The sequence below is a fragment of the Streptomyces sp. NPDC037290 genome (genome assembly GCF_055603245.1).
The window spans coordinates 108,591-126,971 of sequence record NZ_JBVJVZ010000007.1 but is presented as its reverse complement, the minus strand read 5'-3'; the positions used below and the strand labels follow the sequence as shown (position 1 = coordinate 126,971).

Here is an 18,381-nt window from a genome sequence, read left to right as displayed (position 1 = left end):
TGGAGCCCCCATCCGTATATCGGGACCCGATCGAGGCGGGTTCAGGGCGGCACATGGGGACTCAGGTACCGGCAAACCCCCATCGATGTCAGAGCTACCGGTAGACTGGAAGACAATCCCGCCCCATTGTGGGGAACGCCCGGGAAAAGCTGAGCAACGCTGATCAAGGCTTACCAACGCAACATGCCGCAGCCGCTCCGGCAACCCGCCGACGAGCCCGGCTCGTGCTGTGCCAGAAAGGGCGCTTCGTGGCCGATTCCGGCAACCCCAACGAGAACATCCCGTCCACCGACGCCGGCGTGAACGGCGAGCCCGCCGAGGCCCCCGTGAACGCCGAGGTCACCGCCTCGGCTTCGTACGACGCCAGCGCCATCACCGTGCTCGAAGGGCTGGACGCGGTCCGCAAGCGGCCCGGCATGTACATCGGTTCCACGGGCGAGCGCGGTCTGCACCACCTGGTGTACGAGGTCGTCGACAACTCCGTCGACGAGGCACTGGCCGGGTACGCGGACACGATCGACATCACGATCCTCGCCGACGGCGGTGTCCGGGTCGTCGACAACGGCCGTGGCATCCCGGTGGGCATCGTGCCCTCCGAGGGCAAGCCGGCCGTCGAGGTCGTGCTGACCGTGCTGCACGCGGGCGGCAAGTTCGGCGGCGGCGGTTACGCCGTCTCCGGCGGTCTGCACGGTGTGGGCGTGTCCGTCGTGAACGCGCTGTCCACGAAGGTCGCCGTCGAGATCAGGACCGACGGTCACCGCTGGACGCAGGACTACAAGCTCGGCGTCCCGACGGCCCCCCTCGTCAAGCACGAGGCGACGGAGGAGACCGGCACCTCGGTCACCTTCTGGGCCGACCCCGACATCTTCGAGACCACCGAGTACTCCTTCGAGACGCTGTCGCGGCGCTTCCAGGAGATGGCCTTCCTCAACAAGGGCCTGACGATCCGGCTGACCGACGAGCGCGAGTCGGCGAAGGCGACCAGCGGTGCGGACGAGGCGGGCGCGGACGAGAAGGCCGAGGTCAAGTCGGTCACGTACCACTACGAGGGCGGCATCGTCGACTTCGTGAAGTACCTCAACTCCCGTAAGGGAGAGGTGGTGCACCCCACCGTCATCGACCTGGAGGCCGAGGACAAGGACAAGAGCCTGTCCCTCGAGGTCGCGATGCAGTGGAACAGCGGCTACAGCGAGGGTGTGTACTCCTTCGCCAACATCATCCACACGCACGAGGGCGGTACGCACGAGGAGGGCTTCCGCGCGGCCCTCACGAGCCTGATCAACAAGTACGCGCGCGACAAGAAGCTGCTGCGCGAGAAGGACGACAACCTCACCGGTGACGACATCCGTGAGGGCCTGACCGCGATCATCTCGGTCAAGCTGAGCGAGCCGCAGTTCGAGGGCCAGACGAAGACCAAGCTGGGCAACACGGAGGCCAAGACCTTCGTGCAGAAGGCGGTCTACGAGCACCTGACGGACTGGCTGGACCGCAACCCGGTCGAGGCCGCGGACATCATCCGCAAGGGCATCCAGGCGGCCACCGCGCGCGTGGCGGCCCGCAAGGCCCGCGACCTGACGCGCCGTAAGGGCCTGCTGGAGTCGGCCTCCCTGCCGGGCAAGCTGTCCGACTGCCAGTCGAACGACCCCACCAAGTGCGAGATCTTCATCGTCGAGGGTGACTCCGCCGGCGGCTCGGCCAAGTCCGGCCGCAACCCGCAGTACCAGGCGATCCTCCCGATCCGCGGCAAGATCCTGAACGTGGAGAAGGCCAGGATCGACAAGATCCTGCAGAACCAGGAGATCCAGGCGCTGATCTCGGCCTTCGGCACGGGTGTGCACGAGGACTTCGACATCGAGAAGCTCCGCTATCACAAGATCATCCTGATGGCGGACGCCGACGTCGACGGTCAGCACATCAGCACCCTGCTGCTGACCTTCCTGTTCCGCTTCATGCGGCCGCTGGTCGAGGCCGGGCACGTGTATCTGTCCCGCCCCCCGCTGTACAAGCTCAAGTGGGGCCGGGACGACATCGAGTACGCCTACTCCGACCGTGAGCGCGACGCGCTGATCGAGATGGGCCGCCAGCGCGGCAAGCGCGTCCGCGAGGACTCGATCCAGCGCTTCAAGGGTCTCGGCGAGATGAACGCCGAGGAGCTGCGCGTGACCACGATGGACCAGGAGCACCGGGTCCTCGGCCAGGTCACCCTCGACGACGCCGCCCAGGCCGACGACCTGTTCTCGGTCCTCATGGGCGAGGACGTCGAGGCCCGGCGCGCGTTCATCCAGCGCAACGCCAAGGACGTCCGCTTCCTCGACATCTGAGTCGGTCTCAGCTGACCGCACCAGGAAGGATCTTCACCAGCAATGGCCGACGAGAACACCCCAGTCACCCCGGAAGAGGGCGGCGAACTCGTGATGCGTGTCGAGCCCGTCGGGCTCGAGACGGAGATGCAGCGCTCGTACCTCGACTACGCGATGTCCGTCATCGTCTCGCGTGCGCTGCCCGACGTCCGGGACGGCCTCAAGCCCGTCCACCGGCGCGTGCTGTACGCCATGTACGACGGCGGCTACCGCCCCGACCGCGGCTTCTACAAGTGCGCCCGTGTCGTCGGTGACGTCATGGGCAACTACCACCCGCACGGCGACTCCTCGATCTACGACGCGCTGGTGCGGCTCGCCCAGCCGTGGTCGATGCGGATGCCGCTGGTGGACTCCAACGGCAACTTCGGCTCCCCGGGCAACGACCCGGCGGCCGCCATGCGGTACACCGAGTGCAAGATGGCGCCGCTGTCGATGGAGATGGTCCGCGACATCGACGAGGAGACCGTCGACTTCACGGACAACTACGACGGCCGCTCCCAGGAGCCGACCGTCCTGCCGGCCCGCTTCCCGAACCTGCTGATCAACGGCTCGGCCGGTATCGCGGTCGGTATGGCGACCAACATCCCGCCGCACAACCTGCGCGAGGTCGCGGCCGGCGCCCAGTGGTACCTGGAGAACCCGGACGTCTCGCACGAGGAGCTGCTGGACGCGCTCATGGAGCGCATCAAGGGCCCCGACTTCCCGACCGGCGCGCTCGTCGTCGGCCGCAAGGGCATCGAGGAGGCGTACCGCACCGGGCGCGGCTCCATCACGATGCGCGCGGTGGTGGAGGTCGAGGAGATCCAGGGCCGGCAGTGCCTGGTGGTGACCGAGCTGCCGTACCAGGTGAACCCCGACAACCTGGCGCAGAAGATCGCCGACCTGGTGAAGGACGGCAAGATCGGCGGTATCGCCGACGTCCGCGACGAGACGTCGTCCCGCACGGGTCAGCGACTCGTCATCGTCCTCAAGCGGGACGCGGTCGCCAAGGTCGTCCTGAACAACCTGTACAAGCACACGGACCTCCAGACGAACTTCGGCGCCAACATGCTGGCGCTGGTCGACGGCGTGCCGCGCACCCTCTCGCTGGACGCGTTCATCCGGCACTGGGTGACGCACCAGATCGAGGTCATCGTCCGCCGTACGCGCTTCCGGCTGCGCAAGGCCGAGGAGCGGGCGCACATCCTGCGGGGTCTGCTGAAGGCCCTGGACGCCATCGACGAGGTCATCGCGCTGATCCGGCGCAGCGACACCGTCGATGTCGCGCGCACCGGCCTGATGGACCTGCTGGAGATCGACGAGATCCAGGCCAACGCGATCCTCGAGATGCAGCTGCGGCGCCTGGCGGCCCTGGAGCGGCAGAAGATCGTCCAGGAGCACGACGAACTCCAGGCGAAGATCAACGAGTACAACGAGATCCTCGCCTCCCCGGTCCGCCAGCGCGGGATCGTCAGCGAGGAGCTGGCCGCGATCGTCGAGAAGTACGGCGACGACCGCCAGACAAAGCTGATCCCGTACGAGGGCGACATGTCCATCGAGGACCTGATCGCCGAGGAGGACATCGTCGTCACGGTCACGCGCGGCGGCTACGTCAAGCGGACCAAGACCGACGACTACCGGGCGCAGAAGCGCGGCGGCAAGGGCGTGCGCGGCACGAAGCTGAAGGAAGACGACATCGTCGACCACTTCTTCGTCTCCACCACGCACCACTGGCTGCTGTTCTTCACGAACAAGGGCCGGGTGTACCGGGCGAAGGCGTACGAGCTGCCCGAGGCCGGCCGGGACGCGCGCGGCCAGCACGTGGCGAACCTGCTCGCCTTCCAGCCGGACGAGGCGATCGCCGAGATCCTGGCGATCCGTGACTACGAGGCGGCGCCGTACCTGGTGCTGGCCACCAAGTCCGGTCTGGTCAAGAAGACGCCTCTGAAGGATTACGATTCGCCTCGCTCCGGCGGTGTCATCGCGATCAATCTGCGCGAGCAGGGGGACGGCAGCGACGACGAGCTGATCGGCGCGGAGCTGGTCTCGGCCGACGACGATCTGCTTCTGATCAGCAAGAAGGCACAGTCGATCCGCTTCACCGCCTCGGACGACTCCCTGCGCCCGATGGGCCGCGCCACCTCCGGCGTGAAGGGGATGAGTTTCCGCGAAGGCGATGAACTTCTGTCGATGAATGTTGTTCGACCCGGTACGTTCGTGTTCACTGCCACCGACGGTGGGTACGCGAAGCGGACCGGCGTCGACGAGTACCGCGTCCAGGGTCGCGGTGGCCTCGGCATCAAGGCCGCCAAGATCGTGGAGGACCGCGGTTCGCTCGTCGGCGCGCTGATTGTCGAGGAGAGTGACGAGATCCTCGCGATCACCCTCTCCGGCGGTGTGATTCGCACGCGAGTCAGCGAGGTCAGGGAGACGGGCCGTGACACCATGGGCGTCCAACTGATCAACCTGGGCAAGCGCGATGCCGTGGTCGGTATCGCACGTAACGCCGAGGCGGGGCGCGAGGCGGAGGAGGTCGACGGTGTGGACGCCGTCGACGAGACCGCCGAAGGTGCCGCGACCACCGGCATGGACGAGGGTGAGGCGCCCTCGGCCGAGTAGGCACGAGGAGTGAGTCATCGTGAGCGGAGCCACGGGCGCCGGATCGGCCGGTACCTCCACGGGTACGGAAACGGACGGCGGCGGCCGTGGCTCCGCCGCGAACGGGACGGGTGCGGGGAGCGTGACCGATCCGCACACGACCAATCTGAAGCCGGTACAGGTGTCCGGTACGGACTCCTCCGGCACGTCTGGAACCCAGGGGGGCACTGTGACGGACACCCGAGGCCCGGCCGCGGCCGGTGCGGCCCAGCAGCCGGCGTCCCCGCTCCCCGGGGAGCGGCGCCCGGAGCAGCCCGCGGGGCCGTACCACCCGCCGCAGGCCTATGCGGCGCAGGTGCCCGCCGGTGCCGTACGCCGTCCGCGCACCGGTGCGCGCACGGCACCGCGCACCCGCAAGGCCCGGCTGCGCGTGGCCAAGGCGGATCCCTGGTCGGTGATGAAGGTCAGCTTCCTGCTCTCCATCGCGCTCGGCATCTGCACGATCGTCGCCTCGGCGGTGCTGTGGATGGTCATGGACGCAATGGGCGTGTTCTCGACGGTGGGTGGCACGATCTCGGAGGCCACCGGCTCGAACGAGGCGAACGGCTTCGACCTGCAGGCGTTCCTGTCGCTCCCCCACGTCCTGACGTTCACGACGATCATCGCGGTCATCGACGTGGTCCTGGCCACGGCGCTCGCGACGCTCGGCGCGTTCATCTACAACCTCTCCGCGGGCTTCGTCGGTGGCATTGAGCTGACGCTGGCCGAGGACGAGTGACCCGACCTGCCCGGCTGTCCTGACGGTGCCCCGACAACCGATTTTGGGACTGGCGTGGTCGTGCGCTAATCTTCAGGAGTCAGCGCGCGGGAGACACCGCAGAGCGCGGCGGGGCTATAGCTCAGTTGGTTAGAGCGCATCCCTGATAAGGATGAGGCCACAGGTTCAAATCCTGTTAGCCCCACCAGTACGAAGACCCCCAGTCGACAGTGGCTGGGGGTCTTCGACATCTACGGATGACATCAGCCGATGAGTGGATCTTCCCGTAGCTCGGCGAGGTGGAAAGACCCCCTGCGCTGCCCCGATAGAGGAGCCGCACAGGGGGAATGGACTCCTCAGACCAAGTCGAGCGGGACTCGCCCCTCGGAAGGTCCGGCCAGCGTTTCCCGTCTCACGAGAAGGCGGGAGTCACATTGGCGTGTGCCTGAGCAGGCATGTACTTCTCGCTGCCGTCGTAGACAGCCTGGTATCCGGTGCTGACCGCCTTGAACCAGAACACGGGGTCCCCCAGGTACGACCCGGAGTTCACCGTCGCTGTGCCGGTGGCATCGGTAATGCCGGTGCCGACCACCGTCTCACCGACCTTGAAGGTGATCTTCTCGCCTACGACCGGCTTGCCGTTCTTGTCGGTGAGAGTTGCCCTTCCCGTGCCGCTCGCCAGGCCGGTGACGGTGCCCTTCGTATCCGACGCGGTGAGCTGGACGGGCTCCTTCTGGCCGACCTGGCCGTTGTGACTGCCGCCGTGCTGGCCGTCCGGGTCGGTCTTGTCCTGCTTCTTCTTCAGCTCTTCGTTCTGCTTCTTCAGCTGGTCGTTCTCCGCCTTCAGCCGGGTGATCTCAGCCATCATGCTGTTCAGGAGATCCGTGTCGGTGGCTGGCATGGAGCCCTCCTCGCTTCTCGTGCATCGCGCCTTGCGATGACGTCACCAGCGCGGGCATGACGAGATGCAACCGGCATATTCAGTTGCGCCAACTGGGTTATGTGCGGGGCCCTCCCGAGGACTGATGTTCTCAAGCTCACCTGTTCGGATCCTTCCGGTGGCGGCCCGACATGGAACGGCAAAACCATGGAGGCGGCCAGCAATGTCAGAGGCATTTGACAGCGGCCACCACATCTTGGTGACCACGCGAGACACGGAGGATCGCCCATGCCCATCACGCCCGTACGCCCTGTACCGCCCACAGACTCCCCGCAGGTGATCGTGCACTCGGTCAGCGGCCTGTTCATCACGCCGATCGGTCACACGCACGATCCCGGGGAGGTCCGGCTGTGGCGGGGCGGGGTGAAGACGAACAACAAGCAGGACATGTGGGAATTCATGCCCGCTGACGAACAAGGTCTCTGGCGGATCAAGAACGGGCAGGACGATCTGTACCTGACGATCAGGGACAAGCACCCGAAGGCCGTCGTCTACCAGGACCGCTGGAGCGACAGCAACAAGGGGCAGCTCTGGAGGATGGTCCAGGCGGACCCCGCGCAGGCCGACGTGGTCATCGCTTCAGCGCTGGATGAGCGACTGGTGATCTCGCCGGTCGAGAGCTGCCAGTGGGCCGAGACCACCTTGGAGGTCGACCAGGTCGGCCCCTACACGGACCAGTTCTGGCGCTGGCGCAGCCCGCGCGGCTGACCCGGCGTCACGCCACGGCCATCGGCTGGCGGAGCCTGGCCGGCGATCAGGCGTCGGGCTTGCACCGGGCATCGGCCCCACCAGTTTCGAAGACCCCCAGCCGGTGTCGGCTGGGGGTCTTCGGCGTTCAGGGCCCCGGGTGCCGTGCACCGGGAGTGGGCAGAAAAAGGCCCGACCGCTGGCGACGGGGGATGCACCAGCGATCGGGCTGTGGCCAAGGGTAACAAGCCCGGGCGCTTTGCGGGGCGAACTCGGACGGGATTCAGTCAGGTCGGTCGATCACTGATCGCACGGAGGGTCGTAGGAAAGGCGGGGAAGGTACTCGTGCCACTTCTGCGGGGTCAGTACGCCCCGGGTGACCCTGCAGACCCGCTCGATCGCCGCGTCGGCGTCCAGGCTCCACAGGCGGACCGTGTCGGTGCCGCTGGAGACGCCGAGGACGTTGCTCCTGGGGCCGAAGGACAAGAACGTGCCCGACCTGGCGTTGGGGCTCATCGACTGGCCGATGGGGGTCGCCGAGGCAGGGTCGCTGACGTTCCACAGCCGGTCCGTGTTGTCGTTGCCGCCGCTGACCAGGACATGCCCGTCGGGGCTGAACGTCAGCAACTTGACCGCTTCGGTGTGGCCGACGAGCGGCGCACCCAGCGGGCTTGCCGAGGCGGGGTGGCCGACGTTCCACAGCCGGACCGTGTCGTCGTCACTGCCGCTCGCCAGTACCTGCCCGTCCGGGCTGAAGGCGATCGCGTTGACCGGTCCCGAGTGGTCGGTGAGCCGGCGCAGCGCGGTCGGCCGGCCCGGGTCGGCGACGTTCCAGAGGCGGACCGTGCTGTCCGCGCTGCCGGAGGCGAGGGTGTGGCCGTCGGGGCTGAAGGCGATCGCGTTGATGTAGCCCCGGTGGCCCGTCAGCGGCCTGCCGAGCGCGGTGGGGTGCGCGGGGTCGGTGATGTCCCACAACTGGATGGTGGTGTCGTCGTAGGCGGTGGCGAGGGTGCGGCCGTCGGGGCTGAAGGCGATCGTGGCCGGTCCCGCGAAGCGCGTCCGCAGGGCGATGGGCGATCCGGTGGCGACCGGGTGGGACGGATCGCTGACGTTCCACAGGTACACCGCGTGGTCGTAGGTGAGGACGGCGAGGACGCGGCCGTCGGGGGAGAACCGCAGCGAACGATGGCCGGCGTCTCCCCGCATGAACGGTCTGCTCAGCAGTACCGGCCGGTCGGGCCGGGTCACGTTCCACAGCCGGAGCCTGCCGTCCCGCGCCGCCGTGCCCAGCACCCGCCCGTCCGGCCGGAACGCGCCGGTGCGGCCGACGATGTCCGAGGTCGGCAGCGACCACAGACGCACCTTGCTGTCGCCGCTGCCGGTGGCCAGGGTCCGCCCGTCGGGGCTGAACCCGAGGGCGTACATCTCCCCGCTGCTGCCCGCGAGCGGCTCCCCGACCTGCGACGGGGACGAGGGGTCGCTGACGTTCCACAGGCTCGCCGTGCTGTCCGCGCTCGCGGCGGCCAGTCTGCCGCCGTCCGGGCTGAAGGCCACCGACCAGATCGGCCCGGTGTGCCCGGCCAGCGGTGAGCCGAGCGCGGAGGGGTGCGCGGGGTCGGTGACGTTCCACAGCCGGATCGTGTCGTCCGCGCTGCCGGAGGCGAGGGTGTGCCCGTCCGGGCTGAACGCCACCGAGTGCACGAGGTCCGTGTGGCCCCGCAGCGCGGTGCGGTACTGTTTCGGGTGGCGTGGGTCGGCGGTGTTCCAGAGCAGGATCGTGTCGTCGTCACCACCCGCCGCGAGGGTGTGTCCGTCCGGGCTGAACGCGACGCTGCGCGCCGCGGCGCTGTGCCCGCGCAGGGCGCCGAGCGCACTCGGCCGGCGCGGATCGGACACGTTCCACAGCCGTACGGTGTGATCCTCGCCGGCCGAGGCCAGCGTGTGTCCGTCCGGGCTGAAGGCGACCAGGTAGATCGTGCCGCGGTGCCCGGTGAGCGGCTTGCCGAGCGGCGCCGGATGGGCCGGGTCGGTCACGTCCCACAGCCGGATCGTGCCGTCGTCGCCGGCGCTCGCGAGGGTGTGCCCGTCGGGGCTGAAGACCGCGCTGCTCACCCAGCTGGTGTGTCCGGTCAGCGGCCTGCCGAGCGGCTTGGGGTGACCGGGGTCGGCCACGTTCCACAGCCGGACGGTCCGGTCGTAGCTGGCCGTGGCCAGGGTCCTGCCGTCGGGGCTGAACGAGGTGAGGTAGACGGCACCGGTGTGGCCGGACAGCGGGGTGGCCAGCGGCGCGCTCACGATCGAGATCAGCCTGCTGTACGTGCCCTCGTCGTCCGGGCGCAGCTTGTGGGCGACCAGGTCGAGCTGGGCGGCCAGGGACGGATCCGTGCGCTGGACCCGGTCGGCCTCGGCGAGCACCTGCTCGAACACGGCGTCGTCCCGCTGCTTCCAGGCGATCACCGCCGTACCGCCCGCGACCAGGGCCAGCGCCACCAGCGCCGCCACCGCGGCCCGGCCGAGCCACACCGTGCGCTTGCGCAGCCGGACCGCGGCGGCCAGGAACTCCACCGCGCTGCGGGTCAGGTACGTGTCCCCGGCCGACCTCGCCCAGCTGCGCGCCTGCTCCAGCCGGGAGCCCCGGTAGAGCAGGGAGCTGTCCCGGCCCGAGTCCTCCCAGGCCCGGCCGTCCTCCTCCAGCCGCTGGCGCAGCAGCTGGTCGCCCCGGTCGTCGTCGATCCAGTTCCGCAGCCGGGGCCAGGCGTGCAGCAGTGCCTCGTGGGTGATCTCCACGGTGTCCGCGTCCAGGGTGACCAGCCGGGCCTGTACGAGGGCCTCGAGGGACTCCTCCGTCTTGCCGGGGTCCGCCGACTCCTGCGCCAGCTGCCGGCGGGTGCCGCGCCGGCGAGTGGCCTGGGTGTCCTCGCCCAGCCGCACCAGCCGCAGCAGGAGCAGCCGGGCTGCCGTACGGGCGGCGGGGTCGAGCCCCGACCAGGCGCGCTCGGCGGTCGCCGCGACCGCGCCCTGGATCCCGCCCGCCGCGCGGTAGCCGGTCAGCGTCAGCCGGCCGGCCTTGCGGCGCTGCCAGGTGGCGAGCAGGGCGTGCGACAGCAGCGGCAGCACGCCCGCGTCATGCGCCCCGCGCGGGGCGTCGGCGCTCACCTCGCGCAGGATCAGCTCGGCGAGCCCCGGTTCCAGTTCGAGGCCCACCGCCTTGGCCGGTCCGGTCACCGCCTCGCGCAGTTCGGCGCTGGTCAGCGGGCCGAGCACCATGTGGCGGTGCTGGAGGGCGTCGGCGAGTTCGGGATAGCCGAGGCACTGTTCGTAGAAGTCGGCGCGCACGCCGAGGACGACGAGCACCGGCGCGGCCCCGTCCGCGTCGGCGGGCGGGGTGCAGGCGGCGTGCAGGAGCTGGATGAACGTACGCCGGTTCGCCTCGTCGGGGCAGAGGGTGAACGCCTCCTCGAACTGGTCCACGATCACGACCGGCCGGTGCCCGGCGGGCACCTCGCGGCGCGCCCACGCCGCCATGGCCTCCCGGGCGGCCCGCGCCACGCGCGGGGAGTCGGAGCCGGGGACCGCCGGGTTCTCCGTGGCCTCCTGCTCGGCCCGGCGCGCGTCGGTGGCGACGGGGGTGAGGTCCGGGATGCGGCGGACCAGCTCACCCAGGGGGTCGGCGCCGGGGACGAGGTGCAGCACGTGGCCGGCGCCGGTGTCCTCGGCGACCTGGGGCGGTGTGCCCGTGCCCTCGCCGTCGCGCAGGGCGCCGCCGCGTACGGCGGGGACCAGGCCGGCGTTCAGCAGGGACGACTTCCCCGCTCCCGAGGCGCCGACCAGCATCACCAGGCCGCCGGTCCGCTCAGCGGCACGCAGCTGGGCGACGAGCGCGCTCGTGCTCCGGTCCCGGCCGAAGAACCACCGGGCGTCCTCCTGCCGGTAGGGGGCCAGGCCGCGGTAGGGGCACACGCCTCCGGCGACGGGCGGGGCCTGGGCGGGCGGGCGCCGGCTCTCCTCGGCGGGCGGTGCGGGCCGGTCGCCGACCGGGTCGGCCAGCGCGCGCTCCCACAGCCGCTGCCAGTGCGCGAGGTCGTACAGGCCCGTGGACACCGGTGCGGGCCGCAGCCGGCGTGCCTCCGGGATCAGGATGTGCAGCACCGCCGCGAGCGCGGCGAACTGGGCCGGTACGTTCCGGGCCCGGCGCCAGTCGCTGATCCGCTGCGCGGACACCCGCACGGGCCGTCCGCGCTCGTCGACCCGCTGCAGTCGTGCGACCGCCTCGGCGACGGACTTGAGGGGAGGGTTTCCAGCCTCCTTGTACAGCAGCGCGAGCCGCTCGGCGAAAGCTGTACGTGTCCCTGAGTCGGAACTCAAGGTCCCACCCCTTTACTTCCCCCGCGTCTGGACGTCCGGACCGGAAAACCCACCTTATACGTCTGACCTGCAAAGAAGCACGGGAAAGGGGGCTGCGGCCTCCTCGGTACGGGCCACAGATGGCAGGATCCCGACCCGGTGGCGGAGCCCCCGGACACCATCCGGACAGGCCACGGAGCCGTGCTCGGAGAGGCAGCCCCGGGTGCCGAAGCATCTCGGCCAACCTCGTTGAATCCGCGAGCTTCCGGAAGCGGCTCCCCGCTTCGGCCCGCGCCGAGCCGACGCGGCACGGGCCGACGACCCGCACCGTCCGGCACCGGTCCCCACGAGGGGAGGGACCGGCGCCGGGCGGCCCGGGTGCCGGGTGGTCCGTCAGCGGTCCGCCGTCCGCACGTCAGCCTTCCGTCGTCCGCGTGTCGAGCCAGCCGGCCGCGCGGGCCGTGGCAACGGCGTGCCGCTCGGCCTCCTCGGCAGAGGCGTTCAGGGCCGGGTTCCGCCCCTGGGCTCTGCCGCCGGCCGCGGCCGCCGCGGCCTGGGAGGCGGAGAGCGCCGCGCGCAGGGCCGTGACGGAGGCCGTGGCGGCTGTCGTGCCGCTGTCGGCGCGGTCCCGTGTCGCGGCCACCTGGGCGGCCAGCGCCGCGGTGGCCGCGGCGTTGCGGGCGCAGCGGGCGTCCGCCGCCGGGTCCGGGGTGCCCGTGGTCAGCGCGGCGAGCGAACCGGCCGACAGGCGCAGGGCGTTGGCGGCCCGGCCGACGGGGTCCCTCGGTACGGCCTCGGCCGCGTCCTGGCCGACACCGGCGTACCGGCACGCGGCGACCGCACGGTCGTAGGCGCTGTGCGCGCGGGCCGTGTGGCGCCGGCGCAGCACCTCGGCCCCGGTGACCGCTGTGGCCGCTGTCTCTTCCCGTCCGCTCATCCTCGGCCTCCCTCGTCCGGGACGCATCGCACCCTCGCTGCGGGGTGCGGGCAGGGTGCCACGCCGGCCGTGAAGAGGCCAGAGGCACCGGGGCACTCCTGGCGGGCGGGCACTGGTTATCTGACGATGCGTCAGATAAGGTCCGTTCCGCCTGCTGCTCTGGAAGGGGTGAGTGTCATGGAGAAGCGTCCCTCGTGCCCGCGACCGCCCGGTGCTCCGCGCTGGGTCGCGATGTTCCACCGGCCCGCGCAGGGCTCCTGGACGGTGGGAGCCGAGTCCCCCGACCGCGATCCGGTGCTGTACGCCGTCGGAGACATGACCCAGACCGTACGGGCGCGCGGCGAGGAGGTGACGGTCGCGCTGTGGGGGCCGCAGGACGGCGAGTGGCGCCGCTACGACGCCCCGGCCGCCAGGGAACCCGTCCCGGCCGGCGCGCCCGCGCCCGACGCGGGGCCCGGCAAACCGGCCAAGCTCGCGGAACGCATGACGGACCGCCGGCACCAGGTGCTCATGGCCGGTCTGAGCAAGGCGGGCCTGTACGACCTGAGCGCCGAGGACGGCGAGGCGGTACGGGCGATGGCCGACCTGCTCGACGAACCCACGGTCCGCCGGGTCGCCCACTGGCTCTCGGCCGCGGGCGGGCCACGGTAGCCGTCGGTTCGGGGCGGGGACTGGTGGGCAGGGAGGTGGTGGAGGTCATCGAGCCGACCCGCGGCCGGAGCTGTCGGCCGGGGTCGTTGACGACTGGAGGACGCATGAAGGTCTCCGTCGACCGTGCCCTGTGCTACGGCTCGGCCGAGTGCGCGTACCGGGCGCCGGCCGTGTTCGCGTTCGAGGACGGGTACGGAGTCGTACGGCCCGGCCGGGAGGAGTCCGCCGACGACCCGCAGGTCCGGGAGGCGGCCGAGAAGTGCCCCTCGCAGGCGATCCTGCTGGTGGCCGACCGCCTGGCTCAGGACGGATAGGCCCAGGTGAGGCCGGCCAGGGCGTGGGCCCGGGCCTCGGCGACCGCCATGCGGGCCGCCCGCTCGACCGGGTCGACGTGCGGCGCCTGGCCCGTGACCTGGCCCTCCCACTTGCGGTACAGCAGGCCGACCTCCGCAGAGAACCAGCCGCGGCTCACGGCGTCCAGCGCCAGCAGCAGGCCCGTGTCCTCGGAGGCGGGCAGGGCCATCCAGCCGCCGAGCGCGAGGAGCAGCTCCCGCCGGACGCACAGGCTCGCCGGATGGACCGGTGCGCGGAAGCCGTTCCGCTTCCAGTGGCCGAGCACGGCACCCCGTTCGAGCGGGCCGTCGTCCGGGTCGCCGGGGAAGCCCGCCGTCGAACCGTCGGGGAGCAGGTCGAGGACCCGTGACGTGGTCCAGCCGACCGTGCGGTCCGCCTCCAGCACGGCCAGATCGCGGGCCAGCACGCCGGGCGTGAGCTGGTCGTCGGCGTCCAGGACCTTCACATACGCGCCCCCGGCGCGCGCCAGCGCGATCGTACGGGCGACTCCCGGGCCGCCCGGCCGTCCCTGGCCGAAGCTCACGCGTGTGTCGTCCGGGACGTACGGGCGGACCCGGTCCGTCGTGCCGTCCTCCTGGATCACCCACTCCCACTCCCAGTCACCGGGAAGCCGCTGCCCGGCCAGGGACGCGTAGGCCTCCGGCAGGAACCGCGCGGAGGGGCCGTGGACAGCGGTGACGACGGTGACGCGCCGGCTCACGGCAGCACTCACCACCGTGTGCGGGGGCGTGATCGGTGTGTCGGTCATGGTCCCAGGTAACAACAGCTCCCGGGCCACAACAGCGCGAGACCCCCGGCCGCATGCGGCCGGGGGTCTTTCCGTATCGACTGGTGCGTACGCAAGTCGCCTGGTGTCGAGACGTTGCGGTACTGCGAGGGGCGGGCGGTTCAGCAGTCGAGTCTGGCCGCCGTCGCCTGCTCGGGAATGGTCACGGTCTCCGCCTGGGGGTCGGTGACGGGCCGGTGCCGGCAGCTCGGGGACTTTCCGTGGGCCTCGGCCCGGATGCGCTGCTTCATCGTGGGGGGCAGTGCCCTGCCGTGGGACCAGGCCCAGTGATGGGCTGCTGGGATCGTCGGGATCGCCGGGATGGTGCGGTGCGCGGTACCGGAACGGGGGCCCTCGCTCCGGGGGGTGGCCGCCGCGGACGTGGCGGTCGAGCCGGCGACGAGTCCGAGCGCCGTGCACAGTGCGAAGAAGGCGGTGACGATGGCGGTCCACAGCTTCATGACCTTGTTCTCGGTCATGGCCCCTCACTTTCGGGTTGGGCGATTTGCGTACTTTCCTCATGATGTGTATGAGGGCCGCGAAGTGGTGGACCGACGCCCGTGGCGCGTTGATGTTCCGATGAACACCACCCGGATGGAGGCAAGGCGGTCGGAAAACCCCCAAAATCTGGTGAGGGCGACCGAAGGGGGATCAAAGTAACCTTCCGTCGAGGTGTGATCACCCTCCGATCGGAACGGCGCCGGACCTGGCCTATTGCTCTGTCGCAGGCGGCAGTTGGGGCCCGAAGCAGGTCACCGATCGATATCGGTCGGTGTGTATAGTCGGGCGCCAGAGGTCCCCTACGTCAAGGAAAGACGAGGTCGCGCGGTGAAGAAGCTGCTCCTGGTCGCACTGGCCGCCATCGGCGGGCTCCTCGTGTACCGCCAGATCCAGGCGGATCGCGCCGAGCAGGATCTGTGGACGGAGGCGACTGACTCCGTGCCCACGGGTTCGTGAGTGCCGATATCAGAGTCTGAACAGACCCCGACCGCCCTTCGCGGTCGGGGTTTTGCGTTTTGCGTTGCCCGCCGGCTCCGCGTGCGACGGGTTCGTGTTGCGGCGGCTCACCGGGTGCGGTAGGCGTTCCGGGGAGCGCGCGGCCGGCACGCGGGTGCCCGGCAGGGCGTTGCGGGCGTTTCGGACGGCCGTACGCGTTGCCCGGATGGCGCAGGCACGCCCGGGGCAGGATGGGACGCGGTCCGGTACAGCGCGTGCGACGGCGGCGCGGCGACGACAAGGGGAGGGCGGCAGGTGCGGGGGCGAGGGCGACGTACGGCGTGGTGGCGGCGGTACGGTCGCCGGGCGGTCCCCGGCGCGGTGAGGACGGCCCTGGTCACGGGGCTGTGCGCGCTGCTCGCCCTGCCGGTGGGCACCGCGTCCGCGACCGCCGCCGAGCTCACGCGGTCACCGTCGTACGCCTTCGCGCCCGGCGCCCGTACCGTCGCCGGCGCCACGGGCACCGCCACGGCTGAGCGGCTGGAACCCGGCCGTACCTACCGCAGCTCCCTGCCGAGGAACGGCGGGCTCTACTACCGGCTCGACCTCACGGCCGCCGACACGGCGTACGTCCCCGTCACCGCCGTACCCCCGCCGGGCACCGCCGTCACCGCAACCGACGGCATCAGGGTGTCCCTCCGGGACGCGCACGGCACGCCCTGTTCCTTCGGTTCCGCCCGGTTCGGCGCCGGGCTCAGCGCGCGCCCGGTCACCGCGCTGGCGCAGCGGGAGGCGGGCAAGGCGCTGTGCCAGGGCAGCGGGACGTTCTACGTGCTCGTCCAGCGCATGGACGCCGAGGGCTCCGGTGCGGCGGCCCCGGCGCAGCGCTGGGACCTGGAGATCGCGCCCGTCACGGAACCGCGCCCGGCGCGGGCCGGGGCCACGTCCGCGCCGGGGAACTGGGACTCCGCCACGCCCGAGCCGCTCACCGGTGAGGCCCGCGACCGCTCGGGCGGCACCGGTTTCGCCGCGGCCCGCCCGCTGGGCCAGGGGGTCTGGACGACCGCGCTCGTGCCCGGCGAGACACGGTTCTACAAGGTCCCCCTCGACTGGGGCCGGCAACTGCACGCCTCCGTCGAACTGGGTGACGCCCAGGGCCACGGCTATGTCGGCGGCGCCCTGAACCTCTCCGTCTACAACCCCGTCCGCGGCTCTGTGGAGGACGCCGCCCTCGGCTACACCGGCGCCCGGAAACCCGCCGTGCTCGCCCCGCTGCCGCCGGTGGAGTACGCCAACCGCTACGCCGCGCCCGCCGCCGTGACCTCCGTCCGCTTCGCCGGCGACTACTACCTGGTCCTGCACCTCAGCGAGCAGCTTGCCGGCCCGTTCGGCCAGGGACCGTTCCGGGTCACGCTGCGGGTGCGGGTGGCCGGGCGGGCACACGCGGGGCCGCAGTACGCCGGGCGGCCCGTGCCGGGTGACGCGTTCACGGTCACCGAGCAGGACCCGGCGGCGGCGCTCACCGGGACCCCCGCAGGCGGGGGTGGCAACCGGGCGATGAGGCTGGTGGCGGCCGGTGGGATCGGCCTGGGAACCGTGCTGCTGGCGGTGCTCGCCGGCTGGACGGTGGCGGCCCGGCGGGCTCAGACGCGGGTCAGCGCCCAGAAACCCACGGCGTAACAGGCCAGCGCGAGCAGCAGAAGAGGGATCGCGGCCCTGGCGGGCGGCCCCGGCCGTCCGCTCCGGCGCGCACGGTGCCCTCCGCGCCCCCGGGCGGGTGCGGCGGTGGCGGGTACGCCGTGGACCGGCTGGGCCGGAGACGGAACCTGTGCGTCCTGAGCGGTGTACGAAGCAGTGGAGGCGTCGGCACGGTACGCCGGCATCCCGCTCGACGAGGTGGCGTAAGAGGAGGCGTAGGGAGAGACATAGGGGGAGACGTAGGGCTGGTGGAGCGGGCGTTCGGGCGGTGGGTGCTGCTGGGCGTACGGCTCGGGGGCCGAGGGTTCCCGGGCGTACGGCTCGGGGGTCGAGGGTTCCTGGGGCGGCGGCAGACGGAAACTGCCGGTGTCCGAGAGGGAGCCGGTGGTGCCGGTGTCCGCCCGCTCGTCGGCCACGGCACCGGGATCGTCCTCCGCCCCGGCACCCGGATCCGCCTCCTCGGACCGGCTCAGGGCCACCCCGGAGGCCCTGCTGAGGGGGCCGTCGGGAGCGAATCCCGGTGGTAACGGCGGGAGTTGGTCGAAGATCTCGATCAGCTCGTCGTCGGGCTCGGGCTCCGGCAGGAGTTCCACGGCGGAGGCGAGGGCCTTGCGCGCGCCCGTGGCGGTGCGGAAACGCGCGGCCGGATCGGGCTGGAGCAGGGTCGCGACGACCTGCCAGAGCGGTTCCGGTATCCCCTTGGGCGGGCCGGGCGTCCCGTGCTCCGCGAAGTACTGCACCAGCGCCTTGGCGTCCGGCTTGGCACCCTCGAGGAGGTACAGCGCGACCAGGCCCACCGCGAACAGGTCGGCGGGGAAGTCGGGTTCGCAGCCGAGCATCTGCTCGGGCGCCAGATAACCGGGCGTGCCCACCACCAGGTTGGTCTCCGTCAGCCGGGGTTCGCCGAGCCGCATGGCGATCCCGAAGTCGGACAGCCGCAGCCGGGGCCTGCCGGTTCCGGTGGCTTCGAGGAGGACGTTGGCGGGCTTGACGTCCCGGTGGATGACACCTTCGGCGTGGACGGCGGCGAGACCGGACAGGAGCTGGTCGAGCAGGGTGCACACGAACGCCGGCGGCAGCGGGCCGTAGTCCCCGACGAGGTGGACCAGCGAGCCGCCGGCGACCAGGTCCATGGTGAAGAGCACCTTGTCGTCGTCGGCGGCCCAGCTGGCCGGGGCGAGGACATGGGGGTGATCGATCCGCAGGGCCTGCTCCCGTACGAAGCGCAGCAGGGAGTGGGCGTCGCGCTGCTGGAGCACCTTGGCGGCCACATAGCGCCGTCGGCGGTGGTCCCAGGCACGCCATACGGCGCCCACGCCGCCGCGTCCGATCGGGTCGGCCAGCTCATAGCGTCCGGCGAACACCTCACCCATG

Annotated in this window: 14 protein-coding genes and 1 tRNA gene; 9 read left to right on the top strand and 6 right to left on the bottom strand. The window is 71.2% G+C overall.

Annotated elements, in window-relative coordinates; genetic code table 11:
- The first annotated feature begins 224 nt into the window (after positions 1-224).
- The 4 genes from gyrB (at position 225) to ACZ7HQ_RS24755 (ending at position 5,902) form a co-directional block, all read left to right on the top strand.
- Positions 225-2,321 (top strand): DNA topoisomerase (ATP-hydrolyzing) subunit B, encoded by a 2,097-nt coding sequence (gene gyrB / locus ACZ7HQ_RS24770; RefSeq protein WP_470993874.1) that lies wholly within the window; start codon positions 225-227, stop codon positions 2,319-2,321.
- Positions 2,322-2,363: 42 nt separating this feature from the next.
- Entirely contained in the window at positions 2,364-4,958 is a 2,595-nt protein-coding gene (gene gyrA / locus ACZ7HQ_RS24765) for a DNA gyrase subunit A (RefSeq protein WP_470993872.1), read from the top strand.
- Between the two features lie 19 nt (positions 4,959-4,977).
- Positions 4,978-5,715, top strand: coding sequence for a DUF3566 domain-containing protein (locus ACZ7HQ_RS24760; RefSeq protein ID WP_470993869.1), 738 nt, complete (start codon positions 4,978-4,980; stop codon positions 5,713-5,715).
- Between the two features lie 110 nt (positions 5,716-5,825).
- Positions 5,826-5,902: transfer RNA gene (locus tag ACZ7HQ_RS24755), tRNA-Ile, on the top strand.
- A gap of 204 nt (positions 5,903-6,106) precedes the next feature.
- Here ACZ7HQ_RS24755 and ACZ7HQ_RS24750 read toward each other — a convergent pair.
- Positions 6,107-6,595, bottom strand: coding sequence for a hypothetical protein (locus tag ACZ7HQ_RS24750; RefSeq protein WP_470993866.1), 489 nt, complete (start codon positions 6,593-6,595; stop codon positions 6,107-6,109).
- A gap of 267 nt (positions 6,596-6,862) precedes the next feature.
- Here ACZ7HQ_RS24750 and ACZ7HQ_RS24745 point away from each other — a divergent pair, with 267 nt between their 5' ends.
- Positions 6,863-7,342, top strand: coding sequence for an RICIN domain-containing protein (locus ACZ7HQ_RS24745; RefSeq protein WP_470993864.1), 480 nt, complete (start codon positions 6,863-6,865; stop codon positions 7,340-7,342).
- A gap of 279 nt (positions 7,343-7,621) precedes the next feature.
- Here ACZ7HQ_RS24745 and ACZ7HQ_RS24740 read toward each other — a convergent pair whose 3' ends face one another.
- Positions 7,622-11,686, bottom strand: coding sequence for an nSTAND1 domain-containing NTPase (locus ACZ7HQ_RS24740; protein ID WP_470993861.1), 4,065 nt, complete (start codon positions 11,684-11,686; stop codon positions 7,622-7,624).
- A 394-nt stretch (positions 11,687-12,080) separates the two neighbouring features.
- Positions 12,081-12,602, bottom strand: coding sequence for a hypothetical protein (locus tag ACZ7HQ_RS24735; RefSeq protein ID WP_470993858.1), 522 nt, complete (start codon positions 12,600-12,602; stop codon positions 12,081-12,083).
- A gap of 177 nt (positions 12,603-12,779) precedes the next feature.
- On the opposite strand from ACZ7HQ_RS24735, the gene ACZ7HQ_RS24730 reads away from it, so the two are divergent.
- The gene (locus tag ACZ7HQ_RS24730; protein ID WP_470993855.1) at positions 12,780-13,253 is read left to right on the top strand and encodes a hypothetical protein; all 474 of its coding nucleotides are present in this window, start codon (positions 12,780-12,782) and stop codon (positions 13,251-13,253) included.
- A gap of 104 nt (positions 13,254-13,357) precedes the next feature.
- Positions 13,358-13,567, top strand: coding sequence for a ferredoxin (locus ACZ7HQ_RS24725; RefSeq protein WP_470993853.1), 210 nt, complete (start codon positions 13,358-13,360; stop codon positions 13,565-13,567).
- On the opposite strand, the gene ACZ7HQ_RS24720 is transcribed toward ACZ7HQ_RS24725, so the two are convergent.
- Together ACZ7HQ_RS24720 and ACZ7HQ_RS24715 are read right to left on the bottom strand one after the other, a co-directional pair.
- On the bottom strand, positions 13,555-14,355 hold the full coding sequence (locus tag ACZ7HQ_RS24720; RefSeq protein ID WP_470993850.1) for a glycosyltransferase family 2 protein: 801 nt from the start codon (positions 14,353-14,355) through the stop codon (positions 13,555-13,557). The two genes, ACZ7HQ_RS24725 and ACZ7HQ_RS24720, sit on opposite strands and share 13 nt — an antisense overlap.
- Positions 14,356-14,495: 140 nt before the next feature.
- On the bottom strand, positions 14,496-14,852 hold the full coding sequence (locus tag ACZ7HQ_RS24715; protein ID WP_470993847.1) for a DUF6344 domain-containing protein: 357 nt from the start codon (positions 14,850-14,852) through the stop codon (positions 14,496-14,498).
- 349 nt (positions 14,853-15,201) lie between these two features.
- On the opposite strand from ACZ7HQ_RS24715, the gene ACZ7HQ_RS24710 reads away from it, so the two are divergent.
- Complete coding sequence (locus ACZ7HQ_RS24710; RefSeq protein WP_003999697.1) at positions 15,202-15,330, top strand: DLW-39 family protein; 129 nt, start codon at positions 15,202-15,204, stop codon at positions 15,328-15,330.
- A gap of 360 nt (positions 15,331-15,690) precedes the next feature.
- Positions 15,691-16,989: a hypothetical protein gene (locus ACZ7HQ_RS24705; protein ID WP_470993845.1), complete on the top strand. Its 1,299-nt coding sequence runs from the start codon at positions 15,691-15,693 to the stop codon at positions 16,987-16,989.
- On the opposite strand, the gene ACZ7HQ_RS24700 is transcribed toward ACZ7HQ_RS24705, so the two are convergent.
- Positions 16,953-18,380 carry a serine/threonine-protein kinase gene (locus ACZ7HQ_RS24700; protein WP_470993843.1) on the bottom strand — a complete coding sequence of 476 codons (1,428 nt, stop codon included), beginning with the start codon at positions 18,378-18,380 and terminating at the stop codon, positions 16,953-16,955. The genes ACZ7HQ_RS24705 and ACZ7HQ_RS24700 overlap by 37 nt on opposite strands.
- Position 18,381: the final 1 nt, after the last annotated feature.

Excerpts from the sequence above, each read along its gene's own strand:
- ACZ7HQ_RS24715 (WP_470993847.1), bottom strand. The coding sequence starts at position 14,852 with ATGACCGAGAACAAGGTCATGAAGCTGTGGACCGCCATCGTCACCGCC.
- ACZ7HQ_RS24720 (WP_470993850.1), bottom strand. The coding sequence starts at position 14,355 with ATGACCGACACACCGATCACGCCCCCGCACACGGTGGTGAGTGCTGCC.
- ACZ7HQ_RS24700 (WP_470993843.1), bottom strand. The coding sequence starts at position 18,380 with ATGGGTGAGGTGTTCGCCGGACGCTATGAGCTGGCCGACCCGATCGGA.
- ACZ7HQ_RS24730 (WP_470993855.1), top strand. The coding sequence starts at position 12,780 with ATGGAGAAGCGTCCCTCGTGCCCGCGACCGCCCGGTGCTCCGCGCTGG.
- ACZ7HQ_RS24735 (WP_470993858.1), bottom strand. The coding sequence starts at position 12,602 with ATGAGCGGACGGGAAGAGACAGCGGCCACAGCGGTCACCGGGGCCGAG.
- ACZ7HQ_RS24745 (WP_470993864.1), top strand. The coding sequence starts at position 6,863 with ATGCCCATCACGCCCGTACGCCCTGTACCGCCCACAGACTCCCCGCAG.
- gyrA (WP_470993872.1), top strand. The coding sequence starts at position 2,364 with ATGGCCGACGAGAACACCCCAGTCACCCCGGAAGAGGGCGGCGAACTC.
- ACZ7HQ_RS24725 (WP_470993853.1), top strand. The coding sequence starts at position 13,358 with ATGAAGGTCTCCGTCGACCGTGCCCTGTGCTACGGCTCGGCCGAGTGC.
- ACZ7HQ_RS24750 (WP_470993866.1), bottom strand. The coding sequence starts at position 6,595 with ATGCCAGCCACCGACACGGATCTCCTGAACAGCATGATGGCTGAGATC.